Below are 489 nucleotides of genomic sequence, written 5' to 3'. Positions count from 1 at the left end.
CTGGACACCGAGCGCAGCTCAGTATGGCAACGTGCTTTAGGAAATCTGCGAGCGGCGGGCGTAGCGGCGACTGTGTTGCTTGGCGCTACCGCCGTGGCGAGCTTGACCTCGAAGCCGGCTGATGCGGCTGAGAAAGCCCAAGAAAACAAAGACTTGGCGCGCCCGGCTGGGATCGAACCAGCAACCCCTGCCTTCGGAGGGCAGTACTCTATCCATTGAGCTACGGGCGCTTACGGATACGTTGCGCCCCTAGATAGCCGCAACGCGTAGCAAGACCGCAAGCATACCTTGTTTCCGCAGGAGCGTCCACCGCGCTCCCGCATCCGTCCAGCCGCCTTCCCTCATCGCCCCGCCACGCGTGCCGAGCCCCTCCGACGTGCGGGTAAACACGCGCCGGCCGATCGCTCGCCGCCATGTAAACGTTCCGTCTATAATCGTCCGAGCTTCACCCGCAGCCATTCATTGCCGTACCGCTCACAATTCCTATTC

1 tRNA gene is annotated in these 489 nt (G+C 62.4%); it reads right to left on the bottom strand.

The annotated features are described in order from the left end of the window. Positions 1-154: 154 nt before the first annotated feature. Positions 155-230: transfer RNA gene (locus J5M67_RS28070), tRNA-Arg, on the bottom strand. Between the last annotated feature and the right edge of the window lie 259 nt (positions 231-489).

The organism is Pseudomonas sp. 30_B (assembly GCF_017491605.1).
Lineage (GTDB): Bacteria > Pseudomonadota > Gammaproteobacteria > Pseudomonadales > Pseudomonadaceae > Pseudomonas.
The sequence above is the reverse complement of the archived record's forward strand: the minus strand, read 5'-3'. Positions and strand labels throughout refer to the sequence as shown.